Origin of the sequence: Staphylococcus sp. FSL W8-0056 (genome assembly GCF_037963075.1) — a bacterium.
Taxonomy (GTDB): Bacteria; Bacillota; Bacilli; order Staphylococcales; family Staphylococcaceae; genus Staphylococcus; species Staphylococcus aureus.
Window position 1 is genome coordinate 2,485,110 of the sequence record NZ_CP150142.1, and the last position, 20,939, is coordinate 2,506,048.

At 34.1% G+C, this 20,939-nt stretch carries 15 protein-coding genes, 1 riboswitch and 1 other annotated feature; of the genes, 14 read left to right on the forward strand and 1 reads right to left on the reverse strand.

The features are described 5' to 3' along the window. The first annotated feature begins 716 nt into the window (after nt 1-716). The 6 genes from dnaA to gyrA all read left to right on the forward strand — a co-directional run bounded on the left by dnaA (nt 717) and on the right by gyrA (nt 9,874). A complete protein-coding gene (gene dnaA / locus NSS86_RS12585) occupies nt 717-2,078 on the forward strand; it encodes a chromosomal replication initiator protein DnaA (RefSeq protein ID WP_001290433.1) in 1,362 nt (453 codons plus the stop codon). Nucleotides 2,079-2,355: 277 nt separating this feature from the next. Beyond that, on the forward strand, nt 2,356-3,489 hold the full coding sequence (gene dnaN / locus NSS86_RS12590; protein WP_000969811.1) for a DNA polymerase III subunit beta: 1,134 nt from the start codon (nt 2,356-2,358) through the stop codon (nt 3,487-3,489). Between the two features lie 380 nt (nt 3,490-3,869). After that, the gene (yaaA, locus tag NSS86_RS12595; protein WP_001789359.1) at nt 3,870-4,115 is read left to right on the forward strand and encodes a S4 domain-containing protein YaaA; all 246 of its coding nucleotides are present in this window, start codon (nt 3,870-3,872) and stop codon (nt 4,113-4,115) included. Then, nucleotides 4,112-5,224, forward strand: a complete 1,113-nt coding sequence (gene recF / locus NSS86_RS12600) for a DNA replication/repair protein RecF (RefSeq protein WP_000775113.1) — start codon at nt 4,112-4,114, stop codon at nt 5,222-5,224. Before yaaA ends, recF begins: the two co-directional genes overlap by 4 nt. Nucleotides 5,225-5,233: 9 nt before the next feature. Continuing rightward, nucleotides 5,234-7,168 (forward strand): DNA topoisomerase (ATP-hydrolyzing) subunit B, encoded by a 1,935-nt coding sequence (gyrB, locus tag NSS86_RS12605; protein WP_000255578.1) that lies wholly within the window; start codon nt 5,234-5,236, stop codon nt 7,166-7,168. A 36-nt stretch (nt 7,169-7,204) separates the two neighbouring features. Then, nucleotides 7,205-9,874, forward strand: a complete 2,670-nt coding sequence (gene gyrA / locus NSS86_RS12610; protein WP_000819096.1) for a DNA gyrase subunit A — start codon at nt 7,205-7,207, stop codon at nt 9,872-9,874. Between the two features lie 87 nt (nt 9,875-9,961). Here the strand turns inward: gyrA and NSS86_RS12615 are convergent, their stop codons facing one another. Next, a complete protein-coding gene (locus NSS86_RS12615; RefSeq protein WP_000449218.1) occupies nt 9,962-10,774 on the reverse strand; it encodes an NAD(P)H-hydrate dehydratase in 813 nt (270 codons plus the stop codon). A 325-nt stretch (nt 10,775-11,099) separates the two neighbouring features. On the opposite strand from NSS86_RS12615, the gene hutH reads away from it, so the two are divergent. From hutH to rplI, 8 genes are all read left to right on the forward strand, one after another. Beyond that, complete coding sequence (hutH, locus tag NSS86_RS12620; protein ID WP_339302274.1) at nt 11,100-12,614, forward strand: histidine ammonia-lyase; 1,515 nt, start codon at nt 11,100-11,102, stop codon at nt 12,612-12,614. A 72-nt stretch (nt 12,615-12,686) separates the two neighbouring features. Then, nucleotides 12,687-12,903 (forward strand) — a binding site (T-box leader). Between the two features lie 89 nt (nt 12,904-12,992). Further along, nucleotides 12,993-14,279: a serine--tRNA ligase gene (gene serS, locus NSS86_RS12625; protein ID WP_000884332.1), complete on the forward strand. Its 1,287-nt coding sequence runs from the start codon at nt 12,993-12,995 to the stop codon at nt 14,277-14,279. Between the two features lie 650 nt (nt 14,280-14,929). Continuing rightward, on the forward strand, nt 14,930-15,625 hold the full coding sequence (locus NSS86_RS12630; RefSeq protein WP_000190728.1) for an AzlC family ABC transporter permease: 696 nt from the start codon (nt 14,930-14,932) through the stop codon (nt 15,623-15,625). Next, nucleotides 15,622-15,951, forward strand: coding sequence for an AzlD domain-containing protein (locus NSS86_RS12635; RefSeq protein ID WP_000628051.1), 330 nt, complete (start codon nt 15,622-15,624; stop codon nt 15,949-15,951). Before NSS86_RS12630 ends, NSS86_RS12635 begins: the two co-directional genes overlap by 4 nt. 204 nt (nt 15,952-16,155) lie before the next feature. Next, a riboswitch (SAM riboswitch) is annotated at nt 16,156-16,254 on the forward strand. Nucleotides 16,255-16,313: 59 nt separating this feature from the next. Beyond that, nucleotides 16,314-17,282 carry an alpha/beta fold hydrolase family protein gene (locus NSS86_RS12640; protein WP_000186490.1) on the forward strand — a complete coding sequence of 323 codons (969 nt, stop codon included), beginning with the start codon at nt 16,314-16,316 and terminating at the stop codon, nt 17,280-17,282. 292 nt (nt 17,283-17,574) lie between these two features. Next, a complete protein-coding gene (locus NSS86_RS12645; protein ID WP_001800884.1) occupies nt 17,575-18,513 on the forward strand; it encodes a YybS family protein in 939 nt (312 codons plus the stop codon). A 14-nt stretch (nt 18,514-18,527) separates the two neighbouring features. Further along, complete coding sequence (gene gdpP / locus NSS86_RS12650; protein ID WP_001081638.1) at nt 18,528-20,495, forward strand: cyclic-di-AMP phosphodiesterase GdpP; 1,968 nt, start codon at nt 18,528-18,530, stop codon at nt 20,493-20,495. Then, nucleotides 20,492-20,938 carry a 50S ribosomal protein L9 gene (gene rplI, locus NSS86_RS12655; protein WP_000864305.1) on the forward strand — a complete coding sequence of 149 codons (447 nt, stop codon included), beginning with the start codon at nt 20,492-20,494 and terminating at the stop codon, nt 20,936-20,938. The genes gdpP and rplI overlap by 4 nt, the downstream gene beginning before the upstream one ends. Nucleotide 20,939: the final 1 nt, after the last annotated feature.

Below are 20,939 nucleotides of genomic sequence, written 5' to 3' on the forward strand. Positions count from 1 at the left end.
TCTTTATACAGTTATCTAATATACCAGATTATGCAGACTCTGATCACTTTAATAGATAAGATTTTGCGTTTCTTAGATTAAAATTCTCGTATTAGCTCATTGATTATCTAGTCATAATTCAAGCAACTACTACAATATAACAAAATCCTTTTTATAACGCAAGTTCATTTTATACTACTGCTCAATTTTTTTACTTTTATCGATTAAAGATAGAAATACACGATGCGAGCAATCAAATTTCATAACATCACCATGAGTTTGGTCCGAAGCATGAGTGTTTACAATGTTTGAATACCTTATACAGTTCTTATACATACTTTATAAATTATTTCCCAAGCTGTTTTGATACACTCACTAACAGATATTCTATAGAAGGAAAAGTTATCCACTTATGCACATTTATAGTTTTCAGAATTGTGGATAATTAGAAATTACACACAAAGTTATACTATTTTCAGCAACATATTCACAGGTATTTGACATATAGAGAACTGAAAAAGTATAATTGTGTGGATAAGTCGTCCAACTCATGATTTTATAAGGATTTATTTATTGATATTTACATAAAAATACTGTGCATAACTAATAAGCAGGATAAAGTTATCCACCGATTGTTATTAACTTGTGGATAATTATTAACATGGTGTGTTTAGAAGTTATCCACGGCTGTTATTTTTGTGTATAACTTAAAAATTTAAGAAAGATGGAGTAAATTTATGTCGGAAAAAGAAATTTGGGAAAAAGTGCTTGAAATTGCTCAAGAAAAATTATCAGCTGTAAGTTACTCAACTTTCCTAAAAGATACTGAGCTTTACACGATTAAAGATGGTGAAGCTATCGTATTATCGAGTATTCCTTTTAATGCAAATTGGTTAAATCAACAATATGCTGAAATTATCCAAGCAATCTTATTTGATGTTGTAGGCTATGAAGTTAAACCTCACTTTATTACTACTGAAGAATTAGCAAATTATAGTAATAATGAAACTGCTACTCCAAAAGAAACAACAAAACCTTCTACTGAAACAACTGAGGATAATCATGTGCTTGGTAGAGAGCAATTCAATGCCCATAACACATTTGACACTTTTGTAATCGGACCTGGTAACCGCTTTCCACATGCAGCAAGTTTAGCTGTAGCCGAAGCACCAGCCAAAGCGTACAATCCATTATTTATCTATGGAGGGGTTGGTTTAGGAAAAACCCATTTAATGCATGCCATTGGTCATCATGTTTTAGATAATAATCCAGATGCCAAAGTGATTTACACATCAAGTGAAAAATTCACAAATGAATTTATTAAATCAATTCGTGATAACGAAGGTGAAGCTTTCAGAGAAAGATATCGTAATATCGACGTCTTATTAATCGATGATATTCAGTTCATACAAAATAAAGTACAAACACAAGAAGAATTTTTCTATACTTTTAATGAATTGCATCAGAATAACAAGCAAATAGTTATTTCGAGTGATCGACCACCAAAGGAAATTGCACAATTAGAAGACCGATTACGTTCACGCTTTGAATGGGGGCTAATTGTTGATATTACGCCACCAGATTATGAAACTCGAATGGCAATTTTGCAGAAGAAAATTGAAGAAGAAAAATTAGATATTCCACCAGAAGCTTTAAATTATATAGCAAATCAAATTCAATCTAATATTCGTGAATTAGAAGGTGCATTAACACGTTTACTTGCATATTCACAATTATTAGGAAAACCAATTACAACTGAATTAACTGCTGAAGCTTTAAAAGATATCATTCAAGCACCAAAATCTAAAAAGATTACCATCCAAGATATTCAAAAAATTGTAGGCCAGTACTATAATGTTAGGATTGAAGATTTCAGTGCAAAAAAACGTACAAAGTCAATTGCATATCCGCGTCAAATAGCTATGTACTTGTCTAGAGAGCTTACAGATTTCTCATTACCTAAAATTGGTGAAGAATTTGGTGGGCGTGATCATACGACCGTCATTCATGCTCATGAAAAAATATCTAAAGATTTAAAAGAAGATCCTATTTTTAAACAAGAAGTAGAGAATCTTGAAAAAGAAATAAGAAATGTATAAGTAGGAAACTTTGGGAAATGTAATCTGTTATATAACAGCACTAATAATAACTGTCATTTTTTACATTTCTATATACTAATGTGACAAGATGAGCAAAACTCATTTTGTGGATAATGTTTAAAAGTCATACACACCATACACAAGTTATCAACATGTGTATAACTTCGCCAAATCTATGTTTTTACGACTTATCCACCAATCCACAGCACCTACTACTATTACTAAGAACTTAAAACCTATATAATTATATATAAACGACTGGAAGGAGTTTTAATTAATGATGGAATTCACTATTAAAAGAGATTATTTTATTACACAATTAAATGACACATTAAAAGCTATTTCACCAAGAACAACATTACCTATATTAACTGGTATCAAAATCGATGCGAAAGAACATGAAGTTATACTAACTGGTTCAGACTCTGAAATTTCAATAGAAATCACTATTCCTAAAACTGTAGATGGCGAAGATATTGTCAATATTTCAGAAACAGGCTCAGTAGTACTTCCTGGACGATTCTTTGTTGATATTATAAAAAAATTACCTGGTAAAGATGTTAAATTATCTACAAATGAACAATTCCAGACATTAATTACATCAGGTCATTCTGAATTTAATTTAAGTGGCTTAGATCCAGATCAATATCCTTTATTACCTCAAGTTTCTAGAGATGACGCAATTCAATTGTCGGTAAAAGTGCTTAAAAACGTGATTGCACAAACGAATTTTGCAGTGTCCACCTCAGAAACACGCCCAGTACTAACTGGTGTGAACTGGCTTATACAAGAAAATGAATTAATATGCACAGCGACTGACTCACACCGCTTGGCTGTAAGAAAGTTGCAGTTAGAAGATGTTTCTGAAAACAAAAATGTCATCATTCCAGGTAAGGCTTTAGCTGAATTAAATAAAATTATGTCTGACAATGAAGAAGACATTGATATCTTCTTTGCTTCAAACCAAGTTTTATTTAAAGTTGGAAATGTGAACTTTATTTCTCGATTATTAGAAGGACATTATCCTGATACAACACGTTTATTCCCTGAAAACTATGAAATTAAATTAAGTATAGACAATGGGGAGTTTTATCATGCGATTGATCGTGCCTCTTTATTAGCACGTGAAGGTGGTAATAACGTTATTAAATTAAGTACAGGTGATGACGTTGTTGAATTATCTTCTACATCACCAGAAATTGGTACTGTAAAAGAAGAAGTTGATGCAAACGATGTTGAAGGTGGTAGCCTGAAAATTTCATTCAACTCTAAATATATGATGGATGCTTTAAAAGCAATCGATAATGATGAGGTTGAAGTTGAATTCTTCGGTACAATGAAACCATTTATTCTAAAACCAAAAGGTGACGACTCGGTAACGCAATTAATTTTACCAATCAGAACTTACTAAAAATAAATATAAATAAAGGATGACGTGATTAATTAAAACGTCATCCTTTATTTTTTGGCAAAAATAATTCTAGATGCGTATGTAAAATAAATTTGACAGCATTTTAAACAGCAAATAAAAGACGCCAATTAAATTTATGACAAATGTATCCAAAATTTAATAAGTGTGCTTATATGCCCTTTAAATTTAAAATTTTAATAGTCAATAACAAGTTGAATATTAAAGTTAAACGCCGTTAAATAGCGTTAAAAAATTGAAAATGACAGTATTGCCAAAAAATAAGAATTAATTATTTATATGTAAACGGTTTCTACCTCTATTTTAAATGAAATTTGTGACAAAAAAAGGTATAATATATTAATGACACACAAAGAAATGGAGTGATTATTTTGGTTCAAGAAGTTGTAGTAGAAGGAGACATTAATTTAGGTCAATTTCTAAAAACAGAAGGGATTATTGAATCTGGTGGTCAAGCAAAATGGTTCTTGCAAGACGTTGAAGTATTAATTAATGGAGTGCGTGAAACACGTCGCGGTAAAAAGTTAGAACATCAAGATCGTATAGATATCCCAGAATTACCTGAAGATGCTGGTTCTTTCTTAATCATTCATCAAGGTGAACAATGAAGTTAAATACACTCCAATTAGAAAATTATCGTAACTATGATGAGGTTACGTTGAAATGTCATCCTGACGTGAATATCCTCATTGGAGAAAATGCACAAGGAAAGACAAATTTACTTGAATCAATTTATACCTTAGCTTTAGCAAAAAGTCATAGAACGAGTAATGATAAGGAACTCATACGTTTTAATGCTGATTATGCTAAAATAGAAGGTGAGCTTAGTTATAGACACGGCACGATGCCATTAACAATGTTTATAACTAAAAAAGGTAAACAAGTCAAAGTGAATCACTTAGAGCAAAGTCGTCTAACTCAATATATTGGACACCTCAATGTGGTTCTATTTGCGCCAGAAGATTTGAATATTGTAAAAGGCTCTCCTCAAATAAGACGACGCTTTATAGATATGGAGTTGGGCCAAATTTCTGCTGTTTACTTAAATGATTTAGCTCAATACCAACGTATTTTAAAGCAAAAGAATAATTACTTAAAGCAGTTACAATTAGGCCAAAAAAAGGACTTAACAATGTTGGAAGTATTAAATCAGCAGTTTGCTGAATATGCAATGAAAGTAACTGATAAACGTGCACATTTTATTCAAGAGCTAGAGTCGTTAGCTAAACCGATTCATGCTGGTATCACAAATGATAAAGAAGCGTTGTCGCTAAATTATTTACCTAGTCTTAAATTTGATTATGCTCAAAATGAAGCGGCACGACTTGAAGAAATTATGTCTATTCTTAGCGATAATATGCAAAGAGAAAAAGAACGAGGCATTAGCTTATTCGGACCACATCGAGATGATATAAGTTTTGATGTGAATGGCATGGATGCTCAAACATATGGTTCTCAAGGACAGCAACGTACAACGGCTTTGTCCATTAAATTAGCTGAAATTGAGTTAATGAATATCGAAGTTGGGGAATATCCCATCTTATTATTAGACGATGTACTCAGTGAATTAGATGATTCGCGTCAAACGCATTTATTAAGTACGATTCAGCATAAAGTACAAACATTTGTCACTACGACATCTGTAGATGGTATTGATCATGAAATCATGAATAACGCTAAATTGTATCGTATTAATCAAGGTGAAATTATAAAGTAACAGAAAGCGATGGTGACTGCATTGTCAGATGTAAACAACACGGATAATTATGGTGCTGGGCAAATACAAGTATTAGAAGGTTTAGAAGCAGTACGTAAAAGACCAGGTATGTATATAGGATCGACTTCAGAGAGAGGTTTGCACCATTTAGTGTGGGAAATTGTCGATAATAGTATCGATGAAGCATTAGCTGGTTATGCAAATAAAATTGAAGTTGTTATTGAAAAAGATAACTGGATTAAAGTAACGGATAACGGACGTGGTATCCCAGTTGATATTCAAGAAAAAATGGGACGTCCAGCTGTCGAAGTTATTTTAACTGTTTTACATGCTGGTGGTAAATTCGGCGGTGGCGGATACAAAGTATCTGGTGGTTTACATGGTGTTGGTTCATCAGTTGTAAACGCATTGTCACAAGACTTAGAAGTATATGTACACAGAAATGAGACTATATATCATCAAGCATATAAAAAAGGTGTACCTCAATTTGACTTAAAAGAAGTTGGCACAACTGATAAGACAGGTACTGTCATTCGTTTTAAAGCAGATGGAGAAATCTTCACAGAGACAACTGTATACAACTATGAAACATTACAGCAGCGTATTAGAGAGCTTGCTTTCTTAAACAAAGGAATTCAAATCACATTAAGAGATGAACGTGATGAAGAAAACGTTAGAGAAGACTCCTATCACTATGAGGGCGGTATTAAATCGTACGTTGAGTTATTGAACGAAAATAAAGAACCTATTCATGATGAGCCAATTTATATTCATCAATCTAAAGATGATATTGAAGTAGAAATTGCGATTCAATATAACTCAGGATATGCCACAAATCTTTTAACTTACGCAAATAACATTCATACGTATGAAGGTGGTACGCATGAAGACGGATTCAAACGTGCATTAACGCGTGTCTTAAATAGTTATGGTTTAAGTAGCAAGATTATGAAAGAAGAAAAAGATAGACTTTCTGGTGAAGATACACGTGAAGGTATGACAGCAATTATATCTATCAAACATGGTGATCCTCAATTCGAAGGTCAAACGAAGACAAAATTAGGTAATTCTGAAGTGCGTCAAGTTGTAGATAAATTATTCTCAGAGCACTTTGAACGATTTTTATATGAAAATCCACAAGTCGCACGTACAGTGGTTGAAAAAGGTATTATGGCGGCACGTGCACGTGTTGCTGCGAAAAAAGCGCGTGAAGTAACACGTCGTAAATCAGCGTTAGATGTAGCAAGTCTTCCAGGTAAATTAGCCGATTGCTCTAGTAAAAGTCCTGAAGAATGTGAGATTTTCTTAGTCGAAGGGGACTCTGCCGGGGGGTCTACAAAATCTGGTCGTGACTCTAGAACGCAGGCGATTTTACCATTACGAGGTAAGATATTAAATGTTGAAAAAGCACGATTAGATAGAATTTTGAATAACAATGAAATTCGTCAAATGATCACAGCATTTGGTACAGGAATCGGTGGCGACTTTGATCTAGCGAAAGCAAGATATCACAAAATCGTCATTATGACTGATGCCGATGTGGATGGAGCGCATATTAGAACATTGTTATTAACATTCTTCTATCGATTTATGAGACCGTTAATTGAAGCAGGCTATGTGTATATTGCACAGCCACCGTTGTATAAACTGACACAAGGTAAACAAAAGTATTATGTATACAATGATAGGGAACTTGATAAACTTAAATCTGAATTGAATCCAACACCAAAATGGTCTATTGCACGATACAAAGGTCTTGGAGAAATGAATGCAGATCAATTATGGGAAACAACAATGAACCCTGAGCACCGCGCTCTTTTACAAGTAAAACTTGAAGATGCGATTGAAGCGGACCAAACATTTGAAATGTTAATGGGTGACGTTGTAGAAAACCGTAGACAATTTATAGAAGATAATGCAGTTTATGCAAACTTAGACTTCTAAGCGCTGTGAACTGAACTTTTGAAGGAGGAACTCTTGATGGCTGAATTACCTCAATCAAGAATAAATGAACGAAATATTACCAGTGAAATGCGTGAATCATTTTTAGATTATGCGATGAGTGTTATCGTTGCTCGTGCATTGCCAGATGTTCGTGACGGTTTAAAACCAGTACATCGTCGTATACTATATGGATTAAATGAACAAGGTATGACACCGGATAAATCATATAAAAAATCAGCACGTATCGTTGGTGACGTAATGGGTAAATATCACCCTCATGGTGACTCATCTATTTATGAAGCAATGGTACGTATGGCTCAAGATTTCAGTTATCGTTATCCGCTTGTTGATGGCCAAGGTAACTTTGGTTCAATGGATGGAGATGGCGCAGCAGCAATGCGTTATACTGAAGCGCGTATGACTAAAATCACACTTGAACTGTTACGTGATATTAATAAAGATACAATAGATTTTATCGATAACTATGATGGTAATGAAAGAGAGCCGTCAGTCTTACCTGCTCGATTCCCTAACTTGTTAGCCAATGGAGCATCAGGTATAGCGGTAGGTATGGCAACGAATATTCCACCACATAACTTAACAGAATTAATCAATGGTGTACTTAGCTTAAGTAAGAACCCTGATATTTCAATTGCTGAGTTAATGGAGGATATTGAAGGTCCTGATTTCCCAACTGCTGGACTTATTTTAGGTAAGAGTGGTATTAGACGTGCATATGAAACAGGTCGTGGTTCAATTCAAATGCGTTCTCGTGCAGTTATTGAAGAACGTGGAGGCGGACGTCAACGTATTGTTGTCACTGAAATTCCTTTCCAAGTGAATAAGGCTCGTATGATTGAAAAAATTGCAGAGCTCGTTCGTGACAAGAAAATTGACGGTATCACTGATTTACGTGATGAAACAAGTTTACGTACTGGTGTGCGTGTCGTTATTGATGTGCGTAAGGATGCAAATGCTAGTGTCATTTTAAATAACTTATACAAACAAACACCTCTTCAAACATCATTTGGTGTGAATATGATTGCACTTGTAAATGGTAGACCGAAGCTTATTAATTTAAAAGAAGCGTTGGTACATTATTTAGAGCATCAAAAGACAGTTGTTAGAAGACGTACGCAATACAACTTACGTAAAGCTAAAGATCGTGCCCACATTTTAGAAGGATTACGTATCGCACTTGACCATATCGATGAAATTATTTCAACGATTCGTGAGTCAGATACAGATAAAGTTGCAATGGAAAGCTTGCAACAACGCTTCAAACTTTCTGAAAAACAAGCTCAAGCTATTTTAGACATGCGTTTAAGACGTCTAACAGGTTTAGAGAGAGACAAAATTGAAGCTGAATATAATGAGTTATTAAATTATATTAGTGAATTAGAAACAATCTTAGCTGATGAAGAAGTATTACTACAATTAGTTAGAGATGAATTAACAGAAATTCGAGATCGTTTCGGTGATGATCGTCGTACTGAAATCCAATTAGGTGGATTTGAAGATTTAGAAGATGAAGATCTCATTCCAGAAGAACAAATTGTAATTACACTAAGCCATAATAACTACATTAAACGTTTGCCGGTATCTACATATCGTGCTCAAAACCGTGGTGGTCGTGGTGTTCAAGGTATGAATACATTGGAAGAAGATTTTGTCAGTCAATTGGTAACTTTAAGTACACATGACCATGTATTGTTCTTTACTAACAAAGGTCGTGTATACAAACTTAAAGGTTATGAAGTGCCTGAGTTATCAAGACAGTCTAAAGGTATTCCTGTAGTGAATGCTATTGAACTTGAAAATGATGAAGTCATTAGTACAATGATTGCTGTTAAAGACCTTGAAAGTGAAGACAACTTCTTAGTGTTTGCAACTAAACGTGGTGTCGTTAAACGTTCAGCATTAAGTAACTTCTCAAGAATAAATAGAAATGGTAAGATTGCGATTTCGTTCAGAGAAGATGATGAGTTAATTGCAGTTCGCTTAACAAGTGGTCAAGAAGATATCTTGATTGGTACATCACATGCATCATTAATTCGATTCCCTGAATCAACATTACGTCCTTTAGGCCGTACAGCAACGGGTGTGAAAGGTATTACACTTCGTGAAGGTGACGAAGTTGTAGGGCTTGATGTAGCTCATGCAAACAGTGTTGATGAAGTATTAGTAGTTACTGAAAATGGTTATGGTAAACGTACGCCAGTTAATGACTATCGTTTATCAAATCGTGGTGGTAAAGGTATTAAAACAGCTACGATTACTGAGCGTAATGGTAATGTTGTATGTATCACTACAGTAACTGGTGAAGAAGATTTAATGATTGTTACTAATGCAGGTGTCATTATTCGACTAGATGTTGCAGATATTTCTCAAAATGGTCGTGCAGCACAAGGTGTTCGCTTAATTCGCTTAGGTGATGATCAATTTGTTTCAACGGTTGCTAAAGTAAAAGAAGATGCAGAAGATGAAACGAATGAAGATGAGCAATCTACTTCAACTGTATCTGAAGATGGTACTGAACAACAACGTGAAGCGGTTGTAAATGATGAAACACCAGGAAATGCAATTCATACTGAAGTGATTGATTCAGAAGAAAATGATGAAGATGGACGTATTGAAGTAAGACAAGATTTCATGGATCGTGTTGAAGAAGATATACAACAATCATCAGATGAAGATGAAGAATAATAAAAAAATAAGACTTCCCTATATGTAGGGGAGTCTTATTTTTATGCTAGAAAGTAATGCTGTACTATATTCAATGATTAGTAATGATTAACTTTCTAATTGTTTCATTGCGTAAGGTATTTCATTGATAAGTCTTGATGGTGGTACCACATACATATCTTTTGCAAGGTTTTCGCCAATAAAACTATGTGTATATGTGGCACTCATAACCGCTTCTTTTAAGTTATCAAATTGACCGACAAAACTTGTAATCATACCAGCAAGTGTATCGCCCATACCACCAGTCGCCATTGCTGGGCTACCGATTGTTAATTTAAAGTCTTCATCTTTAAAGAAAATTTCAGTACCATGTTTTTTAAGTACAACAGTTGCACCTAAACGATCAACTGCTTCACGATTACGCTCATATGTCTGTTCCTCAATAGGAATACCACTTAATCGTTCCCATTCTTTGAGGTGTGGAGTAAAGATCACACGACATGTAGGTAATTGCGGTTTCAGTTTACTAAAGATTGTAATCGCATCGCCGTCTACGATTAAATTTTGATGCGGTTGTATATTTTGTAGTAGGAATGTAATGGCATTATTTCCTTTGAAATCAACGCCAAGACCTGGACCAATTAGTATACTGTCAGTCATTTCAATCATTTTCGTCAACATTTTCGTATCATTAATATCAATAACCATCGCTTCTGGGCAACGAGAATGTAATGCTGAATGATTTGTTGGATGTGTAGCTACAGTGATTAAACCACTACCGCTAAATACACATGCACGAGCCGCTAACATAATGGCACCACCTAAGTTAGCAGATCCACCAATTAATAAAATTTTGCCATAATCACCTTTATGTGAATCTTCTTTACGCTTAGGAATGTTAATAGAATTTAACGTTTCCATAGTGATATAACCTCCCATGTAAAAGCCTTTTCCAAATTTATTCAATTTTAAAAATATATAGTAACTTTTAACAAAATGTATTATAAATTTCTGAATTCATTATTATTTGTCGTTAAATACAATAGAAAATACTATACCTGTATATGCAATTCGTCAATAGATAAATTATTAAATATGCTTACAACAATCTTAATATCCTTTAACGCACTACAATAGTGCTCTGATAATAGGTTATAAATGTACGTAAAACCATTGTTTCAATAAAAATGAAAACGTATACTTCAAGAAGGATGGGTTACTTAATATAAACAAGGGGGTAACATATATGACTTTATATTTAGATGGTGAAACACTAACAATTGAGGATATTAAATCATTTTTACAACAACAATCAAAGATTGAAATTATTGATGATGCGTTAGAACGTGTCAAAAAAAGTAGAGCGGTAGTTGAACGTATTATTGAAAATGAGGAAACGGTTTACGGTATCACTACAGGTTTTGGGTTATTTAGTGATGTACGTATAGACCCGACGCAATATAATGAATTACAAGTGAATCTGATACGCTCACATGCCTGTGGACTAGGTGAGCCATTTTCAAAAGAAGTAGCATTAGTCATGATGATTTTACGATTGAATACATTATTAAAAGGTCATTCAGGTGCCACTTTAGAATTAGTGAGACAATTACAATTTTTTATAAATGAACATATTATACCGATAATCCCACAACAAGGCTCTCTCGGTGCATCAGGAGATTTAGCGCCATTATCACATTTAGCATTAGCATTAATTGGTGAAGGGAAAGTATTGTACAGAGGGGAAGAAAAGGATAGTGACGATGTATTAAGAGAATTAAATAGACAACCTTTGAACCTTCAGGCTAAAGAGGGTTTAGCATTGATTAATGGTACGCAAGCTATGACAGCTCAAGGTGTCATTAGTTATATAGAAGCAGAAGATTTAGGTTACCAATCTGAATGGATTGCTGCATTAACGCATCAGTCTCTTAATGGCATTATAGATGCATATCGACATGATGTGCACTCTGTTCGTAATTTTCAAGAACAGATTAATGTGGCAGCGCGTATGCGTGATTGGTTAGAAGGATCAACATTAACGACGCGACAAGCAGAAATACGTGTACAAGATGCATATACGTTGCGTTGTATACCACAAATCCATGGCGCGAGTTTTCAAGTATTCAATTATGTTAAACAGCAATTAGAATTTGAAATGAATGCGGCTAATGATAATCCACTTATATTTGAGGAAGCAAATGAAACGTTTGTTATTTCAGGTGGTAACTTCCATGGACAACCTATTGCTTTTGCATTAGATCATCTTAAATTAGGTGTAAGTGAATTAGCAAACGTATCGGAACGTCGTCTAGAGCGACTAGTAAATCCTCAATTAAATGGTGATTTACCAGCATTTCTTAGTCCAGAGCCAGGATTGCAAAGTGGCGCGATGATTATGCAATATGCTGCTGCAAGTCTCGTTTCTGAAAATAAAACTTTAGCGCATCCAGCGAGTGTTGATTCTATCACTTCATCTGCGAACCAAGAAGATCACGTATCTATGGGAACTACAGCTGCTAGACATGGTTATCAAATTATTGAAAATGCAAGACGTGTGTTGGCAATCGAATGTGTTATTGCATTACAAGCAGCAGAGTTGAAAGGTGTCGAAGGATTATCACCAAAAACACGTCGTAAATATGAGGAGTTTCGAAGTATCGTGCCATCCATTACACATGACCGTCAATTTCATAAAGATATTGAAGCGGTTGCACAGTATTTAAAGCAATCAATTTATCAAACGACTGCATGTCACTAAATCGACATGAGTGATGTTTGAAATCGTTACTTGAAAAAGCAAATATAGTTTGCTATATTAAAATTAACTTAATAAGACATTGTTCGTAGGACAAGTAATATATAGTGTTCGATATCAGAGAGCTTGTGGTTAGTGTGAACAAGAATCAACATATATATGAATCTACCTACTTAATTTAAAAGAACAATCGGTGATAACCGTTATTTTAGTGAAGTGCAATTTAGGTTTAGTGTATCTTTATAACTTAAATTGTTAAATAGGGTGGCAACGCGTAGACCACGTCCCTTGTAGGGATGTGGTCTTTTTTTATTTTCTAAAAAATAAAGACGTACGTCATTCCATAATAAATGATAATTATTTGGGAAAGGATGAAGGTTAATGTTAGACATTAGATTATTCAGAAATGAGCCTGACACAGTTAAGAGCAAAATTGAATTACGTGGAGATGATCCAAAAGTTGTAGATGAAATTTTAGAATTGGATGAGCAACGACGTAAATTAATTAGTGCAACAGAAGAAATGAAAGCACGTCGTAATAAAGTAAGCGAAGAAATCGCATTAAAAAAACGTAATAAAGAAAATGCTGATGATGTGATTGCTGAAATGCGCACATTAGGTGACGATATTAAAGAAAAAGATAGTCAATTAAATGAAATTGATAATAAAATGACAGGTATCCTTTGTCGTATTCCAAATTTAATAAGTGATGATGTACCTCAAGGTGAATCTGATGAAGATAACGTTGAAGTTAAAAAGTGGGGTACACCACGTGAGTTTTCATTTGAACCAAAAGCACATTGGGATATTGTAGAAGAATTGAAAATGGCTGATTTTGATCGTGCAGCAAAAGTTTCAGGTGCGCGTTTTGTATATTTAACAAATGAAGGTGCGCAATTAGAGCGTGCTTTAATGAACTATATGATTACAAAACATACAACACAACATGGTTATACAGAAATGATGGTACCACAGCTTGTGAACGCAGATACAATGTATGGTACAGGTCAATTACCTAAATTTGAAGAAGATTTATTTAAAGTAGAAAAAGAAGGATTATATACAATTCCAACTGCTGAAGTACCATTAACGAATTTCTACCGTAATGAAATTATTCAACCAGGTGTACTTCCTGAAAAATTCACTGGTCAATCTGCATGTTTCCGTAGTGAAGCAGGATCAGCAGGTAGAGATACAAGAGGATTAATTCGTTTACATCAATTCGATAAAGTGGAAATGGTACGTTTTGAACAACCTGAAGATTCATGGAATGCTTTAGAAGAAATGACAACAAATGCAGAAGCAATTCTAGAAGAGTTAGGTTTACCATACCGTCGTGTTATTTTATGTACAGGTGATATTGGATTTAGTGCAAGCAAAACATATGATATAGAAGTTTGGTTACCAAGCTACAATGATTATAAAGAAATTAGTTCATGCTCAAACTGTACGGATTTCCAAGCGCGTCGTGCTAACATCCGCTTCAAGCGTGACAAAGCAGCTAAACCAGAATTAGCACATACATTAAATGGTAGTGGTTTAGCAGTTGGACGTACATTTGCTGCTATTGTTGAAAATTACCAAAATGAAGATGGAACAGTAACAATTCCAGAAGCATTAGTACCATTTATGGGTGGTAAAACACAAATTTCAAAACCAGTTAAATAAAGGCTTTAGCTACAAGCTTTAAAAAGTATATATTCTACGTATACTTAAAGCAAGGGCAAGATACTTTAAATAATATTTTAAAAAGTGGTGACGAAGCTGTCGCCACTTTTTTTGTGCTGTAAAAGTATAATAGTGAGCCAATGCACATAACAACAATAAATTAAGTTTGTGGTTTAATGGGGTGAACGCATTTCATTATAGCAACAATACGGGATAATTATGATGAACTAAAACAATCTAAAACGTAACAATTTTGAGCATCACTATTATAGGAAATTAAGTGATAAAAAACTGATTTCGTTGATGTAGTATGAGTAATATCGATGGAGTAGGGTAGGGGGAGAGGATGATGATTATAAGGGAGTGTTACATGAATCAATATCCCAGACTCATCATTAGATATAAAAAATTATAAAATTAGTACTTAAAAACAACTACAAATCCGTAGAAAATATGGAGGTAGTCTTAAATAAAAATTGAAAATTATCAAAAATAAAAAGTTGATATGAAGATGATTGAAGACACCAGTATGTATAACCTCAGACAAACTGGTGTCTAATGTTATTGCTTAGGGTATAGAACTGTATTAGACTAGGTATATTATTTTTTCGTAATTATATAAATATAAAGTGGCAAAGGAGGTAATTGAGATGGCAACACATTTAAGTTTTAGACAAGGCGTACAAGAGTGTATCCCAACATTATTGGGTTATGCCGGTGTTGGTATTTCATTTGGTATTGTGGCTTCGTCTCAAAACTTTAGTATTTTAGAAATTATCTTGTTATGTCTTGTTATATATGTCGGTGCTGCGCAATTTATTATGTGCGCGTTGTTTATAGCAGGTACACCGATATCAGCGATTGTACTAACTGTATTTATCGTAAATTCAAGAATGTTCCTTTTAAGTATGTCGCTTGCACCAAACTTCAAGACATATGGGTTTTGGAACCGTGTTGGATTAGGTTCATTAGTAACTGACGAAACGTTTGGCGTCGCCATTACACCTTATTTAAAAGGAGAAGCTATCAATGATCGTTGGATGCATGGTCTTAATATCACAGCATATTTATTTTGGGCAATTTCATGTGTAGCTGGGGCTTTATTTGGCGAATATATCTCAAATCCGCAAACGCTAGGGTTAGATTTTGCTATCACGGCTATGTTTATCTTTTTGGCCATTGCGCAATTTGAATCAATTACTAAATCGCGATTAAGAATTTACATAGTACTCATTATTGCCGTCATAGTAATGATGTTATCGCTAAGTATGTTTATGCCTTCATATCTAGCAATATTAATTGCAGCCACAATTTCAGCAGCGTTAGGAGTGATGATGGAACGATGATAACTCATATGAACATGTTAATACTTATTTTATTGTGTGGTATCGTAACGCTATTAATTCGAATTATACCTTTTATCATGATTTCAAAAGTGCAATTGCCTGATGTTGTGGTTCGATGGCTATCATTTATCCCAATCACACTATTTACGGCACTTGTCATTGACAGCATTATTCAACAGACGCCTCATGGTGAGGGGTATACATTAAACATCCCTTACATTATCGCGCTCATTCCGACGGTTATTTTATCTATAATCACGCGTAGTTTAACTATTACAATTATTAGTGGGATTGTTATCATGGCAACATTACGATTTTTCTTTTAAAAATAACTGAAAATCATTGAACAGATATTTAAACTTAGGTAAACTGTTAGTAATCAGAAAATTCTGATATACAAATCGTCTATGGTATGACTGGGAATCGTATACACGAAAGCGATTTGGCTAACGTATGACAATGATAACAATATTTTAAATGATAAAAGTAATTCATCACTGAATCTCAACTAACACATAACAATTTCATATTTCTTATTGTGAGAAGTTGAGGGACTTGGCCCTGTGATACTTCAGCAACCGACTTTATAGCACGGTGCTAAAACCAACGAGTTACTCGAATGATAAGTATAAAGACTTCTTACTTTTCAATAGGGTGAGAAGTTTTTTTGTTTAAGGAGGAAAGAACAATGACAAATTACACAGTAGATACTTTAAATCTAGGGAAATTTATTACAGAATCTGGGGAAGTCATAGATAACTTGCGTTTGAGATATGAGCATGTTGGTTATCATGGACAACCATTAGTTGTAGTTTGTCATGCATTAACTGGCAATCATTTAACATATGGAACAGATGATTATCCGGGTTGGTGGCGAGAAATTATTGATGGGGGATATATACCCATTCACGATTATCAATTTTTAACATTTGATGTTATTGGTAGTCCTTTCGGTTCAAGTTCACCTTTAAACGACCCTCATTTTCCTAAAAAATTAACATTAAGAGATATAGTCAGAGCGAATGAACGAGGTATACAAGCCCTTGGTTATGATAAGATTAATATTTTAATAGGGGGAAGTCTTGGAGGTATGCAAGCAATGGAACTACTTTACAATCAACAGTTTGAAGTAGATAAAGCCATTATCCTTGCTGCAACAAGTCGAACATCATCTTATAGTAGAGCTTTCAATGAAATTGCAAGGCAAGCCATTCATCTTGGTGGTAAGGAAGGTCTAAGTATTGCACGCCAATTAGGTTTTTTGACATATCGATCATCAAAAAGTTATGATGAACGTTTCACGCCGGATGAAGTAGTCGCATACCAACAACATCAAGGTAATAAATTTAAAGAACATTTTGATTTGAATTGTTATCTGACACTGCTAGATGTATTGGATAGTCACAACATTGACCGAGGTCGCACAGACGTAACGCATATTTTTAAAAATTTAGAAACGAAAGTCTTAACGATGGGGTTCATAGATGATTTGCTATATCCGGACGATCAAGTTCGTGCATTAGGTGAACGTTTTAAATATCATCGTCATTTCTTCGTGCCTGATAATGTTGGACATGATGGATTCCTACTAAACTTTAGTACCTGGGCACCTAACTTATATCATTTCTTAAATTTAAAGCATTTTAAGCGTAAGTAATAATGTATATATTTTTAAAGAATGAAGCTACTAAATCACAGTTATCATATTCAAAGACATCTAGAGTACATGAGAGTGGAAATGAATTGTAAATCTAAATCAAGCTTGATTGCTATGTAGTGGGATTAAATAATCATGTTGAAAATGAAAGCACACAAAAGCGATTCAAATGAGTATGTTAATTACTTATAAAACATGAAAGTTATTATTCAATTAAATGAAATAGAAGCATACAATCTATAAATTGTTAATTTCCATTAAAGAGGTTAAAATAATAACTATAGTTAAAAATATGGGAGTGGCTTATGTGTTTTCAAAAATACAACCTAAAGCAACAATAATTGCAACGATTACGTTGGTATTTGTCGCTTTAGCTTTATATCTAGTGCCTGGTTTGGGACTAATATTTGCATTATTTGCAACCATACCAGGTATCGTTTTATGGAATAAATCAATACAATCTTTCGGGGTTAGTGCACTTATTACAGTAATTATAACAACTGTTTTAGGTAATACTTTCGTTTTAAGTGCCATCATATTAGTCTTAATTGCAAGTTTAATTATTGGTCAATTGCTCAAAGAAAGAACGTCTAAAGAAAGAATGTTATACGTAACAACAGTAGCGATGAGCTTAATTTCATTAATCGCTTTTATGTTACTACAAACATTCGGAAGGATTCCACCATCAGCGAGCATAGTAAAACCTTTCAAGCAAACATTACATGAAGCGATTACGATGAGCGGTGCCGATGCGAATATGACCCAAATATTAGAAGAAGGGTTTAGACAAGCGACCGTTCAATTACCAGGTTTCATCATTATCATTACATTTTTAATCGTCTTAATTAACTTAATCGTTACATTTCCGGTTTTACGAAAATTTAAAATCGCTACACCTGTATTTAAGCCACTTTTCGCGTGGCAAATGAGCGGTATTTTATTATGGATATACATTATTGTTATCATATGTTTATTATTTACAGGTCAACCGAGTGTGTTCCAGAGCATTCTTTTAAACTTCCAACTTGTGTTATCATTAGTAATGTATATTCAAGGTTTAAGTGTTATTCATTTCTTTGGTAAAGCGAAAGGTTTGCCGAATGCAGTAACGATTTTACTATTGATTATCGGTACAATACTGACACCTACGACACATATTGTAGGACTACTTGGTGTTATCGATTTAAGTTTGAATTTGAAGCGAATCATGAAAAATAATTCTAAAAAGTGAATAGAGGTGGAATAATGAATCGGCAGTCCACTAAGAAAGCTTTACTAATACCATTTGTCATCATGATCATCACAGCAATTGTTTTAATGGGTGTATGGTTTATCTTTAATAGTCTTATAGCATTAATTGCATCTATCGTTCTTGTCGTGATGATTATTGTTAGCATCATTTTATTCAGACAAGCTTTAATGAAAATGGATAGTTATGTAGATGGTTTGAGTGCTCAAATTTCAACAACAAATAATAAAGCAATCAAACATTTACCAATTGGTATCATTGTTTTAGATGAAAATGATCACATCGAATGGGTTAACCAATTTATGACAAATCATATGGAAGCAAATGTCATTTCTGAATCTGTAAATGAAGTATTTCCAAACATTTTAAAGCAATTAGATAGAGTGAAATCCGTTGAAATAGAATATAATCAGTATCATTTCCAAGTACGTTATTCTGAGAATGATCATTGCCTCTATTTCTTTGATATAACTGAACAAGTACAAACAAATGAACTATATGAAAATTCTAAACCAATCATTGCGACATTATTTTTAGATAACTACGATGAGATTACTCAAAATATGAATGATACGCAGCGTTCGGAAATCAATTCAATGGTAACGCGTGTTATTAGTCGATGGGCAACTGAGTATAATATATTCTTTAAAAGGTATAGTTCCGATCAATTCGTAGCCTATTTAAATCAAAAAATATTAGCTGACTTAGAAGAATCTAAATTTGATATCTTGAGTCAATTACGTGAAAAAAGTGTTGGTTATCGTGCCCAATTAACATTAAGTATTGGTGTTGGTGAAGGTACTGAAAATTTAATCGATTTAGGTGAATTATCACAATCAGGCCTAGACTTAGCATTAGGGCGCGGTGGCGACCAAGTTGCAATTAAAAGTATTAATGGTAATGTGCGTTTCTATGGCGGTAAGACTGACCCGATGGAGAAACGTACTCGTGTAAGAGCACGAGTGATCTCACATGCGTTAAAAGATATCCTTGCAGAGGGTGACAAAGTCATTATCATGGGACATAAACGTCCTGACTTAGATGCAATTGGTGCAGCAATCGGTGTGTCTAGATTTGCAATGATGAATAATTTAGAAGCATACATCGTATTAAATGAGACTGACATTGATCCAACATTACGACGCGTGATGAACGAAATTGATAAAAAGCCAGAGTTAAGAGAGCGATTTATAACATCAGATGATGCTTGGGATATGATGACATCTAAGACAACCGTAGTGATTGTTGATACGCATAAACCGGAACTGGTTTTAGATGAAAATGTCTTAAATAAAGCAAACCGTAAAGTTGTTATCGATCATCATAGACGTGGTGAAAGCTTCATCTCTAATCCATTGTTGATATATATGGAACCATACGCAAGTTCAACAGCTGAATTGGTAACAGAGTTACTGGAATATCAACCAACAGAACAACGTTTAACACGTCTTGAATCAACAGTGATGTATGCAGGTATTATTGTAGATACAAGAAACTTTACATTACGAACAGGATCAAGAACATTCGATGCAGCGAGTTATTTACGTGCACATGGTGCAGATACGATTTTAACGCAACATTTCTTAAAAGATGATGTGGATACTTACATTAATCGATCTGAATTAATTCGAACTGTAAAAGTTGAAGATAATGGCATAGCCATTGCGCATGGTTCAGACGATAAAATTTATCATCCAGTAACAGTTGCACAAGCAGCAGATGAACTGTTAAGTTTAGAAGGTATTGAAGCATCATATGTTGTTGCGAGACGTGAAGATAATCTGATTGGTATATCTGCGCGTTCACTCGGTTCAGTAAATGTTCAGTTAACAATGGAAGCACTTGGTGGCGGTGGACATTTAACCAATGCTGCAACACAACTTAAAGGTGTGACAGTCGAAGAGGCGATAGCACAATTACAACAAGCAATTACAGAACAATTAAGTAGGAGTGAAGATGCATGAAAGTAATTTTTACACAAGATGTTAAAGGTAAAGGTAAAAAAGGTGAAGTTAAAGAAGTACCAGTAGGTTATGCAAATAACTTCTTATTGAAAAAGAATTATGCTGTAGAAGCAACACCAGGTAACCTTAAACAATTAGAGTTACAGAAAAAACGTGCAAAACAAGAACGCCAACAAGAAATTGAAGATGCTAAAGCATTAAAAGAAACGTTATCAAACATTGAAGTTGAAGTATCAGCAAAAACTGGTGAAGGTGGTAAATTGTTTGGATCAGTAAGTACAAAACAAATTGCCGAAGCACTAAAAGCACAACATGATATTAAAATTGATAAACGTAAAATGGATTTACCAAATGGAATTCATTCCCTAGGATATACGAATGTACCTGTTAAATTAGATAAAGAAGTTGAAGGTACAATTCGCGTACACACAGTTGAACAATAAA